14 protein-coding genes are annotated in these 14,527 nt (G+C 61.9%); 4 read left to right on the top strand and 10 right to left on the bottom strand.

The features are described 5' to 3' along the window. Window positions 1-7: 7 nt before the first annotated feature. A complete protein-coding gene (locus BGP85_RS18140; RefSeq protein WP_103449270.1) occupies window positions 8-3,052 on the top strand; it encodes a multidrug efflux RND transporter permease subunit in 3,045 nt (1,014 codons plus the stop codon). A gap of 61 nt (window positions 3,053-3,113) precedes the next feature. On the opposite strand, the gene BGP85_RS18135 is transcribed toward BGP85_RS18140, so the two are convergent. The 5 genes from BGP85_RS18135 to colR form a co-directional block, all read right to left on the bottom strand. Then, window positions 3,114-3,335 carry a hypothetical protein gene (locus BGP85_RS18135; protein WP_103449268.1) on the bottom strand — a complete coding sequence of 74 codons (222 nt, stop codon included), beginning with the start codon at window positions 3,333-3,335 and terminating at the stop codon, window positions 3,114-3,116. After that, window positions 3,335-4,033, bottom strand: a complete 699-nt coding sequence (locus BGP85_RS18130) for a lipopolysaccharide kinase InaA family protein (RefSeq protein ID WP_103449266.1) — start codon at window positions 4,031-4,033, stop codon at window positions 3,335-3,337. The genes BGP85_RS18135 and BGP85_RS18130 overlap by 1 nt, the downstream gene beginning before the upstream one ends. A 6-nt stretch (window positions 4,034-4,039) precedes the next feature. Beyond that, window positions 4,040-4,720: a class I SAM-dependent methyltransferase gene (locus tag BGP85_RS18125; protein ID WP_103449264.1), complete on the bottom strand. Its 681-nt coding sequence runs from the start codon at window positions 4,718-4,720 to the stop codon at window positions 4,040-4,042. 127 nt (window positions 4,721-4,847) lie between these two features. Further along, window positions 4,848-6,152, bottom strand: coding sequence for a sensor histidine kinase (locus BGP85_RS18120; protein WP_103449262.1), 1,305 nt, complete (start codon window positions 6,150-6,152; stop codon window positions 4,848-4,850). Next, a complete protein-coding gene (colR, locus tag BGP85_RS18115; protein ID WP_003255215.1) occupies window positions 6,142-6,825 on the bottom strand; it encodes a two-component system response regulator ColR in 684 nt (227 codons plus the stop codon). Before colR ends, BGP85_RS18120 begins: the two co-directional genes overlap by 11 nt. A gap of 180 nt (window positions 6,826-7,005) precedes the next feature. On the opposite strand from colR, the gene BGP85_RS18110 reads away from it, so the two are divergent. Next, window positions 7,006-7,734: a phosphatase PAP2 family protein gene (locus BGP85_RS18110; RefSeq protein WP_103449260.1), complete on the top strand. Its 729-nt coding sequence runs from the start codon at window positions 7,006-7,008 to the stop codon at window positions 7,732-7,734. An 81-nt stretch (window positions 7,735-7,815) separates the two neighbouring features. Here the strand turns inward: BGP85_RS18110 and groL are convergent, their stop codons facing one another. From groL to BGP85_RS18085, 5 genes are all read right to left on the bottom strand, one after another. Beyond that, window positions 7,816-9,456 carry a chaperonin GroEL gene (gene groL, locus BGP85_RS18105; RefSeq protein WP_079226656.1) on the bottom strand — a complete coding sequence of 547 codons (1,641 nt, stop codon included), beginning with the start codon at window positions 9,454-9,456 and terminating at the stop codon, window positions 7,816-7,818. A 51-nt stretch (window positions 9,457-9,507) separates the two neighbouring features. Next, entirely contained in the window at window positions 9,508-9,801 is a 294-nt protein-coding gene (locus BGP85_RS18100) for a co-chaperone GroES (RefSeq protein ID WP_009684394.1), read from the bottom strand. A 252-nt stretch (window positions 9,802-10,053) separates the two neighbouring features. Beyond that, on the bottom strand, window positions 10,054-10,515 hold the full coding sequence (locus BGP85_RS18095) for an FxsA family protein (protein ID WP_103449258.1): 462 nt from the start codon (window positions 10,513-10,515) through the stop codon (window positions 10,054-10,056). Between the two features lie 67 nt (window positions 10,516-10,582). Beyond that, window positions 10,583-11,314, bottom strand: a complete 732-nt coding sequence (locus BGP85_RS18090) for a HugZ family pyridoxamine 5'-phosphate oxidase (RefSeq protein ID WP_103449256.1) — start codon at window positions 11,312-11,314, stop codon at window positions 10,583-10,585. A 91-nt stretch (window positions 11,315-11,405) separates the two neighbouring features. Continuing rightward, window positions 11,406-12,416: a DUF481 domain-containing protein gene (locus BGP85_RS18085; RefSeq protein ID WP_103449254.1), complete on the bottom strand. Its 1,011-nt coding sequence runs from the start codon at window positions 12,414-12,416 to the stop codon at window positions 11,406-11,408. Window positions 12,417-12,569: 153 nt separating this feature from the next. Between BGP85_RS18085 and BGP85_RS18080 the strand changes: the two genes are divergently transcribed. Together BGP85_RS18080 and BGP85_RS18075 are read left to right on the top strand one after the other, a co-directional pair. Further along, window positions 12,570-12,923, top strand: a complete 354-nt coding sequence (locus BGP85_RS18080) for an MGMT family protein (RefSeq protein WP_103449880.1) — start codon at window positions 12,570-12,572, stop codon at window positions 12,921-12,923. A 43-nt stretch (window positions 12,924-12,966) separates the two neighbouring features. Continuing rightward, window positions 12,967-14,514 carry an AmpG family muropeptide MFS transporter gene (locus BGP85_RS18075; RefSeq protein WP_103449252.1) on the top strand — a complete coding sequence of 516 codons (1,548 nt, stop codon included), beginning with the start codon at window positions 12,967-12,969 and terminating at the stop codon, window positions 14,512-14,514. Window positions 14,515-14,527: the final 13 nt, after the last annotated feature.

Raw genomic sequence — 14,527 nt, 5'->3', positions numbered from 1 at the left:
GGCAGGCATGGCGTTCACCGACCCGTTCATCCGCCGCCCGGTGCTGGCCAGCGTGGTCAGCCTGCTGATCCTGCTGCTCGGCTTCCAGGCCTGGAACAAGCTGCAGATCCGCCAGTACCCGAAAATGGAAAACGCCCTGATCACTGTGACCACCGCCTACCCCGGGGCCAACGCCGAAACCATCCAGGGCTACATCACCCAGCCGCTGCAACAGAGCCTGGCCAGCGCCGAAGGCATCGACTACATGACCTCGGTCAGCCGGCAGAACTTTTCGGTGATCTCCATCTACGCGCGCATCGGCGCCGACAGCGACCGCCTGTTCACCGAACTGCTGGCCAAGGCCAACGAGGTGCGCAACCAGCTCCCGCAGGATTCTGAAGACCCGGTCCTGAGCAAGGAAGCCGCCGACGCATCGGCGCTGATGTACATCAGTTTCTACAGCAAGGAGATGAGCAACCCGCAGATCACCGACTACCTGTCGCGGGTGATCCAGCCCAAGCTGGCCACCCTGCCGGGCATGGCCGAAGCGGAAATCCTGGGCAATCAGGTGTTCGCCATGCGCATCTGGATCGACCCGGTGAAGCTGGCCGGCTTCGGCCTTGCCGCCACCGACGTGACCAATGCCGTACGCCGCTACAACTTCCTCTCCGCCGCCGGCGAGGTAAAGGGCGAGTACGTGGTCACCAGCATCAACGCCAGCACCGAGCTGAAATCGGCCGAAGCCTTCGCCGCGCTACCGCTCAAGGTGTCCGGTGACAGCAGGGTGCTGTTGGGTGACGTGGCACGGGTGGAGATGGGCGCGGAAAATTACGACACGGTCAGTTCGTTCGATGGCACGCCGTCGGTCTATATCGGCATCAAGGCCACCCCGGCGGCCAACCCGCTGGACGTGATCAAGGAAGTGCGGCGCATCATGCCGGAGCTGGAAAGCCAGCTGCCGTCGGCGCTGAAGGTATCGATCGCCTACGACGCCACGTTGTTCATCCAGGCGTCCATCGACGAAGTGATCAAGACCCTGGGCGAAGCGGTGCTGATCGTCATCGTGGTGGTGTTCCTGTTCCTCGGCGCGCTGCGCTCGGTGCTGATCCCGGTGGTGACCATCCCACTGTCGATGATCGGCGTGCTGTTCTTCATGCAGATGATGGGCTACTCGCTGAACCTGCTGACACTGCTGGCGATGGTGCTGGCCATCGGCCTGGTGGTGGACGATGCCATTGTGGTGGTGGAGAACATCCACCGGCACATGGAGGAAGGCAAGTCTCCCTTCGATTCCGCCCTGGAAGGCGCGCGGGAAATCGCCATGCCGGTGGTGTCGATGACGATCACCCTGGCGGCGGTGTACGCGCCCATCGGCTTCCTTACCGGGCTCACCGGTGCGCTGTTCAAGGAGTTCGCCCTGACCCTGGCTGGCGCGGTAGTGATCTCTGGCATCGTCGCCCTGACCCTGTCGCCGATGATGTGCGCCCTGCTTCTGCGCCAGGAGCAGAACCCCAGCGGCCTGGCCCATCGGCTCGACGTGCTGTTCGAAGGCCTCAAGGTACGTTACCAGCGCCTGCTGCATGCCACCCTCGACAGTCGCCCGGTGGTGCTGGTGTTCGCCGTGATCATCCTGTGTCTGATCCCGCTGCTGCTGAAGTTCACCCAGAACGAGCTGGCGCCCAACGAGGACCAGGGTGTGATCTTCATGATGAGCAGCTCGCCGCAGCCGGCCAACCTCGACTACCTGAACGCCTACACCGACCAGTTCACGCCGCTGTTCAAGAGCTTCCCCGAGTACTACTCGTCGTTCCAGATCAACGGCTTCAACGGCGTACAGAGCGGCATCGGTGGCTTCCTGCTCAAGCCCTGGAACGAACGCCAGCGCACGCAGATGGAACTGCTGCCGCTGGTGCAGGCCAAGCTGGAGCAGATCGGCGGGCTGCAGATCTTCGGTTTCAACCTGCCATCGCTGCCAGGCACCGGTGAGGGCCTGCCGTTCCAGTTCGTGATCAACACTGCCGGCGATTACCCTGCCCTGCTGGAAGTCGCCCAGCGGGTCAAGCAACGGGCGCAGGAATCGGGCAAGTTCGCCTTCCTCGACATCGACCTGGCCTTCGACAAGCCTGAAGTGGTGGTTGATATCGACCGGGCCAAGGCGGCGCAGATGGGCGTGTCCATGGATACGCTCGGCGGCACCCTGGCCACCCTGCTGGGCGAGGCGGAAATCAACCGTTTCACCCTCGAAGGCCGCAGCTACAAGGTAATTGCCCAGGTCGAGCGGCCCTATCGGGACAACGCCGGCTGGCTGAACAACTACTACGTGAAGAACGAGCAAGGGCAGTTGCTGCCCTTGTCGACACTGATCACCCTCAGTGACCGCGCCCGCCCGCGCCAGCTCAACCAGTTCCAGCAGCTTAACTCGGCGATCATCCAGGGAGTGCCGATGGTCAGCATCGGCGAGGCGCTGCAGACGGTGCGCGACATCGCCCGGGAAGAGGCACCGGAGGGCTTTGCCTTTGACTATGCCGGGACGGCCAGGCAGTACGTGCAGGAAGGCAGCGCACTGTGGGTGACCTTCGGCCTGGCACTGGCGATCATCTTCCTGGTGCTGGCTGCGCAGTTCGAGAGCTTCCGCGACCCGTTGGTGATCCTGGTGACCGTACCCTTGTCGATCTGTGGTGCGCTGCTACCGCTGTTCCTGGGCATATCCAGCATGAACATCTACACCCAGGTGGGGCTGGTGACGCTGATCGGGCTGATCAGCAAGCACGGCATCCTGATCGTCGAGTTCGCCAACCAGTTGCGTGAGGAAAAGGGCTTGAGCGTTCGCCAGGCCATCGAGGAAGCGGCCGCCATTCGCCTGCGGCCAGTGCTGATGACCACGGCGGCGATGGTGTTCGGCATGGTGCCGCTGATCCTGGCCACCGGGGCCGGCGCGGTGAGCCGGTTCGATATCGGCACGGTGATTGCCACCGGGATGTCTATCGGAACCTTGTTTACCCTGTTTGTGCTGCCGTGTATCTACACCTTGCTGGCACACAAGTCTGAAGCCAAGCAGCCGATTACCGCATGACCGCTCCTACAAAAAAACAAAGGCCTCGCGTTTGCGAGGCCTTCATCTTGCTCAAGCTGTATCAGCCAAACGGCCGTAGCCCCTGGCGCATGCCAAAGAGGAACAACAGCAGGTCCTGGTCCGGTTCGGCCTTGTTCTGCTGCGCCTTGACCTCATGCGGCACCGCGCACTGGTCTGCCTTGCTGAATACCACAGGCCGTGGCTCTTCCCAGGCAGCTACCGCCGCCGTGGTCACAGCCAACCCAGCCACCAGGAATAAAGCTCGAGCTATTTCTAGTTTCATTACCCTAACCCTTTGACAGCGCTGCCAAACGCCATCTGGTAAAAATAGAGCAGCGTTTGCCATTCCGTGTCATTTAGCGACGAGTGGCGGCGCAGCTGACGCAGGTCGTTACCCGCAGCCCGCTGACAGCTGATGCGTCGTCGGCATTTTTCCAGATCCAGAAGTGCTACCTCGACGCGGGCCTGCTCACCCTCGCCGATGACCTTGATGAAGACGTGCTTGCCGTACAGGCAGCCATGCTGCCAATGGCCCAGGTGCATGCGCGCCAAGTTGTCGGCCAGATCCTTGAGCATGCGTTCATGCACAACTTGAGGATAGCGCTCGCGGGCGCCTTCGGCGTGCCACGTATCGAGTTCGACAAAGCCATCCAGCGCCTCGCTGACCAGCAGCGCGCGCCATTGGTGCTCGGGGTCACGCTCGGCGCCACAAAACACGATGCGCGGCACACGCACACCCAGTTGCTCGAAGCTGTTCAGTGCATCGAGCTCGCGCAACACGGTCGGCCTGCCGAGTGGGTGCAACAGGCTGCGATAGATATGGCCGACCTGACGCTTGGCATACAGCACCTTGCCGTTGCCATCGTTCAGCCGTTGTACGCCACTCTCACCACCGCGCCGCTGGTTGGGTTCCTCGACCCATTCGCCCTGCTGGCGCCAGTAATAATCGAACCGAGACTCCCCATTTTGCGCTACAGCCATCAAACACTACCCCTTACGCAATACATACACCCGCCACATGGCATAGAACGGCAGGAAGTCGAGGTGTTCCTGGATTCTGAAGCCGGCGGCCTTGAATTCTGCTTCGACCGTTTCTGCCGGTAACACGAAACGGTTCTGATAACTGCCCTGCTCGGCCTTGGCGTGACGCTCTTGCTCGAGCTTCTTGCGGCGCCAGGCCTTGAAGTTGCCGTCCACCCACAATGACAGGATTACACTGTCACGGCTAACCCTTTGAAACTCGTCAAGAATGGTCTTGCGGTGAGCCGCCTCGCCAATGTGGTGGAACAGGCGCATGCAGAAGATGCTGTCGACCGAATTATCCGGCAAGTCGATCGCGAATGCCGAAGTCTGCAAAGGACGTACCCGTGCCACCACTTCTGGTGGTTGTGCGGCACAGGCCGTCTGGATCATCGCCTCGGAGTTGTCGGCACCGATGATCACCCGGTTCGGCTTTTCCGCCAGCAGCGGCCAGAAACGGCCCGCGCCGCAAGGCAAGTCGAGGACCAAGCCCGGTTCTCCAGCCAGTGCCAGGGCACGACGGGCCAACTGCTCGTCACGCTTGTGGGACAGACGTCGGGCCAGTCCATCCTGGTGCTTGAGGAAGTAGTCCTGGGCATGTTGCTGGTCGTACTTCTCGGAAAATTCGAGTTTGATCGGGCTGCGCATCGAGTAGCTCCTGTCTCCAATGCGCATACCTTAGGTAACAAATCGTAGGCAACTGGTCATGCCAATGTGAAAATAATGTCATCAAACGGAAGGTATGTTTCACATTATTTCGTAGAAATTTTCCACCTTATTCTTGCGTGGGATCGATCTTTTCCGCGCTCTGGCTCAGGTCCACCTGGAAGCGGCAGCCATGCGGTGCCGTCGAAGTCAGCGTCACCCGCCAGCCCTGGTCATCGCAGATCCGCTGCACCAGCGACAGACCCAACCCAAGGCCTTCGCCACGCCGCTCCTCGCCGCGCACGAAAGGCTGGAACATGGCCTCGCGCTGCTCCTCCGGGATACCCACGCCACTGTCCTCGACACTGAAGCCGTTGAGCTCCAGGCTGAGGCGAATATAACCGCTGTCGGTGTAATGGGCGGCGTTGCGTAGCAAGTTGCCCATCACCGATTGCAGGAAGGTGGCGTTGTACAGCAATGGGCCTGCACTGACCTGGCCATCGTAGTAGAGCGCCAGGCCCTTCTGCTCGATGGTATCGCGCCACACCCCGATCAGGTCGTCGGCGACTTCGCGCAGGGTTGCCTGGGATGCCACGGCACCCTGGTCACGCTGGGCACGCGCCAGCATCAGGAAGGTCTTGACCAGCTCGCGCATTTCTTCCGTAGCGCGGGCGATACGCTCCACCTGGCTGCGCGCGCGGGTATCCAGATTGGGGTTTTCCATCAGCAGTTCGCACGAGGTGGCCAGCACCATCAGCGGCGTGCGCAACTCATGGCTGACATCGCTGGTGAACAAGCGCTCGCGGGTCAGCGCATCGCGCAGCCGGCCCAGGGTATCGTCGAACGCCACCGCCAGCTGGCCGACTTCGTCGGCCGCGTAGTCCGGGGCCAACGGCGGCGCCAGGCCAAGCAACTGATCACGATGGCGAACCTGTCGCGCCAGGCGGATGACCGGTGCCATCACCCTGCGCGCCAACAGCCAGCCGAGCACCACCGCCAGTACCAGGCTGAGCACGAAGCCCACCACCACGACGGCGAACAGCACGCGCTCGCGCTCTTCGAAATCGCTCTGGTCCTGCAGCAGCACATAGCGGCGACCATCGACGATCTCGACCATCGCGTGATAGGACAGCTGGTCGCGAAACACCTCATGGAAGCCGACGTCGAGGTGGCGCAGGTCCTTGGGCAGCTCGAAGTCATCGCGCCCGCCACTGAAGTAGAACAACTGGTCAGGCCGTGGCCGGTGGCTCCAGTCGCTCACGCTGTCCATGCGCAGCAAGCGCTGCAAGTCGCCGCCGAGCACCGACGAGATCAGGCGCTCTTCGACCAGGTGCACGGTGGCGACAATACCGAAGGCGAAGGCGCCGGCCACCAGCGCACTCATCAACGCAAAGGCGATGATGATGCGCTGGGCAAGGCTTTGCTTAAACTCCATCGCGGCCCTCGGCGAGGCGATAGCCGACGCCATGGACGGTATGCAGCAGCGGTTTTTCGAACGGTTTGTCGATCACCTGGCGCAACTGGTGCACGTGGCTGCGCAGGCTGTCGCTGTCCGGGCAGTCATCGCCCCACAGGGCTTCTTCCAGCACTTCGCGGCGCAGCACGTGCGGGCTCTTCTGCATCAATACTGCGAGCAGCTTGAGACCGACCGGGTTCAGCTTGAGCAGGCGGCCCTGACGGGTCACTTCGAGGGTATCGAGGTCGTAGCTCAAGTCTGCGACCTGCAGGGTACGCCGCCCGCCGCCCTGGGCACGGCGCAGCACGGCTTCGATGCGCGCGGCCAGCTCGGACAGGGCAAAAGGTTTGAGCAGGTAATCATCGGCACCGGAGCGGAAGCCCTGGAGGCGATCGTCCAGCTGGTCGCGGGCCGTGAGCATGATCACCGGGGTATCACGGCGGGCATCCTCGCGCAGGCGCTTGCACAGGGTATAGCCATCGATACCGGGCAGCATGATGTCGAGCACGATCAGGTCGTAGTGCTCGGTGGCGGCCAGGTGCAGGCCTGAGAGGCCGTCCTGGGCGCAGTCGACGGTGTAGCCTTTCATGCCCAGGTAATCGGCAAGGTTGGCAAGAATATCGCGGTTGTCTTCAACCAAAAGAATACGCATCGGGTTCTCCTGTGCGGCGCTTCGCTAGGGGGCGCGGCACGCGCAGCTTAAGGCCATCGCCGGTACTGTGCCAGCCCCAGGGCAAATTCAGCGAACTTGACAGTTTTTTCACTGATCCTTCACGGACAGAGAATAGCGGGCGCATGACAATGCCCGGTCTTTTTACCCCCTGGAGTCGTCATGCAACAACGCACTCGTCCGCGTCCGATCAATCTCTGGCTGTACCTGGGCATACCTCTGGCTATTGCCGCGGCCCTGCTCCTGCTGGAGTTGACATCGGTCGACATGGACGTCGCCAACCTGTTCTTCGACCCCGCCGCCGGGCAGTTCATCGGCCGTCACAGTTACTTGCTGGAAACCGTCATGCACGACCGGGTCAAGCAAGGTGTGATCCTGCTTGGGCTGATTTCGCTGGGCGCATTCGCCTCGAGCTTCTTCTGGAAGCGTCTGTTCAGCTGGCGCCGCGAGCTGGGTTGCCTGGTCTTGGCGCTGGGGCTGTCGACGGCCTTTGTCACGCCGCTGAAGAAGGTGACCCAGGTGCAGTGCCCGTGGAGCCTGACCCAGTTCGGCGGCAAGGAAACCTACAGCGAGCTGCTGCAACATCGCCCGGCCACCGACAAGCCGGGGCTGTGCTGGCCAGGTGGGCATGCGGCCACCGGTTTCTGCCTGTTCGGCCTGTTCTTCATGCTGCGTGACCGCAAGCCGAAGCTGGCGCGCGTGGCGTTCGGGGTAGCCCTGGTGGCTGGCTCGGCGCTGGGGTTGGGGCGGATGCTGCAGGGGGCGCACTTCCTGTCGCATAACGTGTGGACCGCAGTGTTCTGCTGGTTGATAGGCCTGGGCTCCTATTACCTGGTGCTGTATCGCAACGGCGTGGCCGAGACGGCAGCCGGCGAGCCTCGTACTGCCTGATAGGGGGCCGCGACAGAAAAACGAAAAAGCCCCGGTTCTCACGAACCGGGGCTTCTTCTTGCTGCAGGGGGTAAGGCTGGCTTACATCATGCCGCCCATGCCACCCATGCCGCCCATGTCAGGCATGCCAGCAGCTGGCTTGTCTTCCGGCAGGTCGGCAACCATGGCTTCGGTGGTGATCATCAGACCACCGATCGAAGCTGCAGCTTGCAGAGCCGAACGGGTGACCTTGGCTGGGTCGAGGATACCCATTTCGATCATGTCGCCGTATTCGCCGGTAGCAGCGTTGTAGCCGTAGTTGCCCGAACCTTGCTTGACCTTGTCAGCAACAACGCTTGGCTCGTCGCCGGCGTTGGCAGTGATCTGGCGCAGCGGAGCTTCTACAGCGCGACGCAGCAGGGCGATACCGACGTTCTGGTCTTCGTTGTCGCCTTTGAGGTCAACAATGGCAGCCAGGGCACGAACCAGGGCAACACCACCGCCAGGCACCACGCCTTCTTCGACGGCAGCACGGGTAGCGTGCAGGGCGTCTTCAACGCGAGCTTTCTTCTCTTTCATTTCAACTTCGGTGCCAGCACCGACCTTGATCACGGCAACACCGCCAGCCAGTTTGGCCAGACGCTCTTGCAGCTTCTCACGGTCGTAGTCCGAAGAGGTTTCTTCGATCTGGGCACGGATCTGCTTGACGCGTGCTTCGATGTCGGCGTCAACGCCAGCACCGTCGATGATGGTGGTGTTTTCCTTGGACAGGATGACGCGCTTGGCGTTACCCAGGTGCTCCAGGGTGGTGGTTTCCAGGGTCAGGCCGATTTCTTCGGAGATGACCTGGCCGCCGGTCAGGACAGCGATGTCCTGCAGCATGGCCTTGCGGCGGTCGCCGAAGCCTGGTGCCTTGACTGCAGCAACCTTGACGATGCCGCGCATGTTGTTGACCACCAGGGTCGCCAGCGCTTCGCCTTCGACGTCTTCGGCAACGATCAGCAGTGGACGGCCGGCCTTGGCAACGGCTTCCAGAACTGGCAGCAGCTCACGGATGTTGGAGATCTTCTTGTCGACCAGCAGCAGCAGCGGGCCTTCCAGCTCGGCAACCATGGTGTCCGGCTTGTTGATGAAGTACGGCGACAGGTAGCCGCGGTCGAACTGCATGCCTTCTACGACGGACAGTTCGTTTTCCAGGCCCGAGCCTTCTTCAACGGTGATCACGCCTTCTTTACCGACTTTTTCCATGGCTTCGGCGATGATTTCACCGATGGAGTTGTCGGAGTTGGCGGAGATGGTGCCTACCTGGGCGATGGCCTTGGAGTCGGCGCATGGCTTGGACAGGTTCTTCAGCTCGGCGACAACGGCGGCGGTGGCCTTGTCGATGCCGCGCTTCAGGTCCATCGGGTTCATGCCGGCAGCGACGGCTTTCAGGCCTTCGTTGACGATGGCCTGAGCCAGAACGGTAGCGGTGGTGGTGCCGTCACCGGCAGCGTCGTTGGCCTTGGAAGCGACTTCCTTGACCAGCTGGGCGCCCATGTTTTCGAAGGCGTCTTTCAGCTCGATTTCTTTGGCGACGGAAACGCCGTCCTTGGTGATGGTCGGAGCGCCGAAGCTCTTGGCCAGCACTACGTTACGGCCTTTCGGGCCGAGGGTCGCTTTTACCGCGTCAGCCAGAACGTTGACACCAACAAGCATTTTCTTACGAGCGGAATCGCCGAATTTTACGTCTTTAGCAGCCATGATCGTTTAATCCTTGTAAATCTTTGGAGTAACGGGAAGTCGGGGGTGAAATCAGCCTTCGATAACGGCGAGGATTTCGTTCTCGGCCATGACCAGCAGGTCTTCGCCATCGACTTTCACGGTGTTGCTGCCCGAGTAAGGGCCGAAAACCACTTTGTCACCGACCTTGACGGCCAGCGCACGTACTTCGCCGTTTTCCAGGACGCGACCGGTGCCAACAGCAACAACTTCGCCGCGGTTTGGTTTTTCAGCGGCCGAACCCGGCAGGACGATACCGCCAGCGGTTTTCGATTCTTCTTCGCTGCGACGGATGACTACGCGGTCATGCAGAGGACGAAGCTTCATTGTCGATCTCTCCCAAATTGTGGTTTTCATCGGCCGGTATCGACACCGGCGGGTTTATGCGGTCCGGCGTTGCCGGGGGTGGCCCGCAAAGGGCGAACCACCTGTGTCATGACTGGTGTTGCCACCAGAAACCTTGCGGTGACCACATACATGAGGCCGCCATATCCAATTACAAGGTTTGATATGCAAAATTTTTCAGCCGGTTGAAAAAGACCAGGGCCGCTTGTGCGGCCCCGGGGGTTGCAGGTCTGATTATTTGTCGCGGCGCTCGTACTCGCCTTCGATCACGTTCGGGCGATGGCCGCCATCACGCGGCTGCGGCTGGAACGGGTCGTCCTGGAACGCGCGCTGGCGCATGGCCTGGGCTTCGGCGCGCTCGCGCATCTTGCGGGCCGCCAGGTGGCGGGTGAAGGGCAGCAGGCACAGCAGGCCCAGCACGTCGCTGATGAAACCTGGCAGCAGCAACAAGCCACCGCCCACGGCCAGCATCAGGCCCTGAAACATGTCCTCGGCGGGCAGTTCGCCACGCTGCAGGCTTTCACGGGCACGCAGGGCAGTGGCGAGGCCCGCCACACGCACCACCAGCACCCCCAGGGCGGAGCCGGCGATGATCAGCAGCAGCGCCGGAAAGAAACCGATGGCCCCGGCGACCTTGACGAAGACGAACAGCTCCAGCACCGGGAACAACAGAAACAGCAATAGAAAAGCACGCATCAAAGCATTCCTCGTCGGAAGAGACCCTTCCTGTTAGACCTACAGTTGGATGCGTTCACTCGGGATTTCAAGCCTCGACTTCAGTCGCAGTCGGCCACTGGTCGGCGCGTGCCAGCAAAACCAGGGCTTCGCGGACTTGTGTCGGCGTGTTGCAAGGCGCGGGAAACGCTAACCAGTAAATACCCTGGCCGATACGCAGGTGCATGCCTTCGCTGTCGATGCCGACCATCTGCGCCGGTACGTTGCGCGGCAGGTCGCTCAGCTCGGCGTAATGGGCGATGGCATTGGCATGCTCGCTGTTCATGTGCTCGATCATGCCCGCCTCGGCCTTGCCCGCGAACGGATTGGCCAGGGTCACCTGATCGAGCCAGTGGATCGCACCGAAGCCACCGATATAGCGATGGCGCACCGGCTGCAGGCCCCAGAAGTCGAAGTCATGGGCCTTGTGGTAGTTGGCCGCATCGGGGAAATAGCGGTAGTAGCGCTCGGCCGCCGCCTCGATGGCGGCCTCATCGACCAGCTTGTGCGCTTCGGCCATCACCGTCAGGCGGCCCACAGCCTGCACGTCCTCGGCCTCACGCTCACCCACCAGCAGCGAGCACTTGGGGTCTTTGAGCAGATTGTGGGTGTGCTGTGCGATACGGCTGATCAGGATCAGCGGATTGCCCTCGGCATCCAGGCAGTAAGGCACCACCGAACCGAACGGGAAGCCCGGCATGGACTTGGAATGGGTCGAGAGCACGCCGCGGTATTCCTTGAGCAGCAGTTCCCGGGCGGGGCGGATGGCGTTGGTACTCACTTGGGGGCGGCTCCTGGCGGCGGACTGGATAGGTGACAAGATAAGCATTATCACATCCAGTGCCAATGGTGCTGCTGCGCCGCCATATGATCTACCAGGTCACACCGAAACCGGCGGTGTAACGGGTCTTGTCCAGGTCGCTATCCCGCGTCCCGGTAATGATGTCCTTCTCCGCCTTGAGGTTGAGCGAGGCCCATTCGGTGACCTTGTAGCGCAGCCCCACTTCGGCATCCAGCGAGTAATCGGCGACACCGCCCAGCGGCTTGGCAAATTCGCCATTGGTGAACAGTTGAACGTTCTTGCCGATCAGGTAGCGGGTGTAGTCCCACTTCACCGCCGCCGAATAGAAGTTGTCCTTGGCACCATCCTGGTATTCGAAATCGGTGCGGTTGATCAGCGAACCCAGCGAGAACGCGCCCAGTTCGTCATCCCAGAACTGGTAACCCGGGCCGGTACCGACCGTGCGCTGCCGGGCCAGTTCCTCGATGCGGTCGCGCTTGTACTCCATGCGCCCCTGCCAGAACCACTTCTCGGTGATGAAGCGGTCGAGCGCGTACTCGGCGCTCCAGTTGTCGGTGGTGGTGACGTCGTCCTTGGATTCGCGGTTGTATTCGCCTTCGGCATTGTGCCGCCAGCGGCCATGGCGGGCGGTGGTCTTGAAGCCGATGTCGTAGTCGTCGCTGTCAGTCTCGGCGCGCTTGTAGTCCAAGGCCACGTCGACGTTGCCCTTCCAGATGAAGTCCTCGACCAGCGGTTTGGGCTTCATGATCTGCTGGACACTGGCCAGCTCGACCGTCTTCGGCGCATCGCCGTTGGCCAGGGTCACCTTGCCCGGCTCGGCGGCCTTGAGTGACTTGGCCTTCTCGCCGCTGTAGGCGTCCTGCTTGACCAGCAGTTCCTGGTCGCTTTCCAGGGTCTGGACCTGTTTCCAGTCCAGCGAGATCGCGCCACCATACGGCGTTTCCAGCACCAGCTTGCCACCGTCGAATACACGAATCTTGCCGCTGAGCCGGTCCCCGTTCTTCATCCACACGGTATCGGCGAACGCCGGGGCGGCGCACAGCGAAGCGGTCAACAGGCAAAGCAAGGATCTAGAATACATAAGCGCGCTACAGGTTCGATTTGACGAAAAAAGCCGGGCATTATCCAGATACCGACGACCAGAGCAAGGACAGACCCAGGAGTATGCCGTTGAGTTCAACTCTCATTTGCCGTGACCACTCGTCCGGTTTCATCCCAGGCCTGGGCTGCTCTGATGTCTGAGTCATATGTGCACGTCGCGGAATCACCAGAGGCCCGACGAACGGCGCTGTTTACCGTGCTGGGACAAGTGCCACCGGGCAAAGTCGTGACCTATGGCCAGCTTGCCGAGCTGGCTGGACTGGGTCGCGCGGCGCGCTGGGTTGGTCGAGTGCTCGGCCAGCTGCCAGCGGACAGCCGCCTGCCATGGCACAGAGTGGTCGGTGCGGGTGGCCGCTTGAGCCTTGGAGCAAGCACGCCCTCTGGCGACGAACAGCGGGCACGCCTAAGGGCAGAAGGTGTTGAAGTGTCTAATAATCGTGTGGGAATAGCGCGCCATGGCTGGCGCCCGATGGATCACAGCGGTTAGAGTGCGCGCTTTGTTTTCGCAAATTTGAGGCAGATGTTGGCCCATGCCCCGTAAAACCTGGCGCGCTGCGCTTGCTGCATATGCCAGCCCGTCAACCTTGGTACTTTTGCTGCTGGGCTTTGCCGCCGGCCTGCCCTACATGCTGGTGTTCTCGACCCTGTCGGTATGGCTGCGCGAAGCGGGCGTGGCCCGTGAAACCATTGGCTACGCCAGCCTGATCGGCCTGGCCTATGCCTTCAAATGGGTCTGGTCACCCCTGCTCGACCAGTGGCGCCTGCCGTTGCTTGGCGGCCTGGGGCGACGCCGTTCGTGGCTGTTGCTCTCGCAAGCGCTGGTAGTGATCGGCCTGGTCGGTATGAGCTTGTGCGACCCGCAGCAACACCTTTCCTGGCTGATCGCCCTGGCGGTGCTGGTGGCCTTTGCCTCGGCCACCCAGGACATCGCCGTCGATGCCTATCGCCTCGAGATTGCCGACGACCAGCGCCAGGCAGCCCTCGCCGCCAGCTACATGGCCGGTTACCGGGTCGCCGCCCTGCTCGCGACCGCAGGCGCACTGTTCTTCGCCGAGTGGTTCGGTTCCACCGGCTTCAGCTACCTGCACAAGGCCTGGGCTGGCACCTACGTGCTGTTCGGCGTGATGATGCTGCCGGCGCTGTTCACCACCCTGGTGATGCGTGAGCCACCGGTACCCCTGCGCACTCAGCTGTCGGCCGCTCGCTATGGCCTGATGCATCAGATGGCCTCGGTGTTCGTGCTGATCATCCTGCTGGTGTCGGTACCGGCCAGCTTCACCCAGATGTTCAACACTGGCTGGTCGAGCGTCATTTCCGGCGATGCGACACCACTCGACCTGCTGCTCGAAGACCGCGCCTTCCTGCGCCTGATCCTCTACGTGCTGCTGACCTGGGCTTGCCTTTCGGGCATGGGCCGCCGTGGCCTGGCCCCGGTGCTTACACCGGTGCACGACTTCATCGCTCGCTACCGCTGGCAGGCGCTGCTGCTGCTAGGGCTGATCGCCACCTATCGCATGTCGGACACGGTCATGGGCGTGATGGCCAACGTGTTCTACATCGACATGGGTTTCACCAAGGACCAGATCGCCAGCGTCAGCAAGGTCTTCGGCCTGATCATGACCCTGGTCGGTGCCGGCGTCGGCGGATTGCTGATCGTGCGGTTCGGCATCCTGCCGATCCTGTTCATCGGCGGCGCGGCCTCGGCGGCCACTAACATCCTGTTCCTGATGCTGGCCGACATGGGGCCGAACCTGGAAATGCTGGTGGTGACCATTTCGCTGGACAACTTCAGCTCGGGCCTGGCCACTTCGGCGTTCGTCGCCTATCTGTCGAGCCTGACCAACCTGAAGTTCTCGGCCACCCAGTATGCGCTGCTCAGCTCGATCATGCTGTTGCTGCCGCGCCTGATCGGCGGCTATTCAGGGGTGATGGTGGAGAAGTACGGGTATCACGATTTCTTCCTGATCACTGCACTGTTGGGTGTGCCCACACTGATCCTGATCGCGCTGCACTGGCGCCAGGAAGTGAGCCGGGGAAAGCAGGTGCCGGTGGATAACCCGGCGGCCGAGCAGCCCTGATAGCTCTCTAAGG

The organism is Pseudomonas putida (assembly GCF_002906855.1).
Taxonomy (GTDB): Bacteria; Pseudomonadota; Gammaproteobacteria; order Pseudomonadales; family Pseudomonadaceae; genus Aquipseudomonas; species Aquipseudomonas putida_N.
Note: the sequence above shows the minus strand (reverse complement) of the source record. Positions and strands in the feature narration are given on the sequence as shown.

Bases quoted from the DNA above. Each gene is read 5' to 3' on its own strand.
- BGP85_RS18120 (WP_103449262.1), bottom strand. From the start codon at position 6,152: ATGGAGTTTAAGCAAAGCCTTGCCCAGCGCATCATCATCGCCTTTGCG.
- BGP85_RS18095 (WP_103449258.1), bottom strand. From the start codon at position 10,515: ATGCGTGCTTTTCTATTGCTGTTTCTGTTGTTCCCGGTGCTGGAGCTG.
- BGP85_RS18080 (WP_103449880.1), top strand. From the start codon at position 12,570: ATGTCTGAGTCATATGTGCACGTCGCGGAATCACCAGAGGCCCGACGA.
- colR (WP_003255215.1), bottom strand. From the start codon at position 6,825: ATGCGTATTCTTTTGGTTGAAGACAACCGCGATATTCTTGCCAACCTT.
- groL (WP_079226656.1), bottom strand. From the start codon at position 9,456: ATGGCTGCTAAAGACGTAAAATTCGGCGATTCCGCTCGTAAGAAAATG.
- BGP85_RS18140 (WP_103449270.1), top strand. From the start codon at position 8: ATGGCGTTCACCGACCCGTTCATCCGCCGCCCGGTGCTGGCCAGCGTG.
- BGP85_RS18130 (WP_103449266.1), bottom strand. From the start codon at position 4,033: ATGGCTGTAGCGCAAAATGGGGAGTCTCGGTTCGATTATTACTGGCGC.
- BGP85_RS18135 (WP_103449268.1), bottom strand. From the start codon at position 3,335: ATGAAACTAGAAATAGCTCGAGCTTTATTCCTGGTGGCTGGGTTGGCT.
- BGP85_RS18110 (WP_103449260.1), top strand. From the start codon at position 7,006: ATGCAACAACGCACTCGTCCGCGTCCGATCAATCTCTGGCTGTACCTG.
- BGP85_RS18085 (WP_103449254.1), bottom strand. From the start codon at position 12,416: ATGTATTCTAGATCCTTGCTTTGCCTGTTGACCGCTTCGCTGTGCGCC.
- BGP85_RS18075 (WP_103449252.1), top strand. From the start codon at position 12,967: ATGCCCCGTAAAACCTGGCGCGCTGCGCTTGCTGCATATGCCAGCCCG.
- BGP85_RS18125 (WP_103449264.1), bottom strand. From the start codon at position 4,720: ATGCGCAGCCCGATCAAACTCGAATTTTCCGAGAAGTACGACCAGCAA.
- BGP85_RS18100 (WP_009684394.1), bottom strand. From the start codon at position 9,801: ATGAAGCTTCGTCCTCTGCATGACCGCGTAGTCATCCGTCGCAGCGAA.